At 36.8% G+C, this 1984-nt stretch carries 1 protein-coding gene; it reads right to left on the reverse strand.

From position 1 onward, the window contains the following. The coding region (locus AAGF08_RS20325; protein WP_343513284.1) for a hypothetical protein at positions 1 to 1647 on the reverse strand (1647 nt) is incomplete at its 3' end. Between the last annotated feature and the right edge of the window lie 337 nt (positions 1648 to 1984).

The following is a 1984-nucleotide window of genomic DNA, read 5'->3' on the forward strand; positions in this document are numbered from 1 at the left end:
AGCGATGGCAAAGGCCAAAGTCAATAGCACTGTTTTGGCTGCTCTTTGCGGGGCAGGTAAGTCGGCCCACTTGCCTTTGAAGATGTCGATCTTGCTTAAAAACCATGAGGCACTTCTGGTACTAGCAGTAGACCATCTATAAAGAGGCAGTGCAGTGGCCAAAAAGAACTTAGGTACTGTTTTGCCATTTTCAATAAAGAAGTTCTTAAATCCATCATAATGCGCTAATTCATCTTTCTTACCATCTAGATAAACATCGTGCATGCCGGCATCTTTGTTCAAGTACTTAAAGAAGAATTGATAACGATGAAGAATTCTATCCTTCCCATGGCTATCCCAATGATTTGGAAAAAAGAGGTAGATCAAGCCAAAAACTAGAATTACATAAACCGAAAATGTAATCGCTTTAGAAGGTTCCGTACCATAGGCTGAAAAGATCTTTAAAAACTGATTGACCTTCCACTTGAAGTAGGTATCGAAGCTAGGTGACTCTTGGTATAAGTATTCTAATCTTTGAGTTTCAATATCTTTCATGGTGATAAAAACCGCATTGGCAGATTCCACGTCATGATTGTCATCATAAAGATCTTTGAGCTTTCCGTGTAAGGCTATCTCAGCACGGTAACTATTCTTATCCTCAATGCGAATATGATTAAAGTAGTCTTCAAAAATATACCTTACTGAATCCCTTCCATAATTCACGGCTGTCTCATACATTAAGTCATTGTAGGCTAAGAAACTGTAAATTCCTTGACTGAAATCTGTCCATTCGATTTCGTTTGATTGTTTGAGTTCATCCAAGGCTAATTCTACTGGTCTCTTGAAAACGTTTTCTCTGATAATAAGAATGGGGAAAGGAGTTGTATTGAACAAGTGTATTCTTACTTGATTGTCATGAAAGTTATTCTTTGTGATTATTAGGTCATCGCCAGATTGACTATCGATATATACATCTGAACTCCCATAAAATATGTTTTCATTGATTTCCACTTTAAAAATTTTGTCAGTACTCAAATACATAGAAAACCTAGACCTGTAATTATCTTCTTGATATGGGTATATCTGACATTTTTCGAAGTAGAATTGAATATTTATTGGATGGTCATTTTGATTGTCCGTTATTAAGAAAACACCATCCTTAAAAGTAGAGTTATTAAAACTCGTTTGTGGCCAAAATTCTCTCCCAAAATAAGATATATGCAAGAGTGAAATAGCATCGCTGTATTCAAGTCTTACTGGCCTAAGAAAGGTACTGTGGAAAATTTTCCAGATACAATTTTTGAAAGTGACTTCTTGCTCGAAGAGTAGGTGATGAAAAATTAAACCGTCAATGCCAGAGACAGAATAATCATTAACCAGTATGTTCTCAAGCACTAACTTTTTAGAAATTCGTAAGGTATCCGTATGATCAAATTGAGGCCTAATCTTAAAATTGGTGAAATCTTCACCTGTTTGAACATATCTGTCATCTGTTAGGCTATCGTACTTAAGAACAGCATTTTTCAAGGTGAAAACATCTGAAGATTCATCTTCAATCATTTGAAAGAACTCAGCAAAAGAATATTCAGTGAGTTCTATCTTCTCCTCAGATTGTGCAATAGAGAAGAGAGGCAGGAAAAAGCATAAGGCAAGGATTAAGTATCGCATAGTGGTTGAAGCTTGGCAGAAGTTAATCAGTAATTGGGGAATTAGGAAATTAGGCTTCAGAGCCATCATTCCGGTTTTCGAGGCGTAGCGGAGGAATACCGGAATCTTTGAATTGGAGTTCGAATCATGAATAGGAGATTCCTGAACTGCGCTGTGCTTCGTCAGGAATGACGTTGAGCAATTTAATTCAGTAGTTGTGAAATCAAACTCACTGAGAAGATGGTCAGCCCCGATACGCTTCTCGTACCTCGAGCTATCGGGATTAACCAGACCATTACTTTATCTAGCTCTCGTTTCGCATTAATTTAATAATTGTGATATTAATGAAACAGAAAAT

Origin of the sequence: Algoriphagus sp. SE2 (genome assembly GCF_039563885.1) — a bacterium.
Taxonomy (GTDB): domain Bacteria; phylum Bacteroidota; class Bacteroidia; order Cytophagales; family Cyclobacteriaceae; genus Algoriphagus.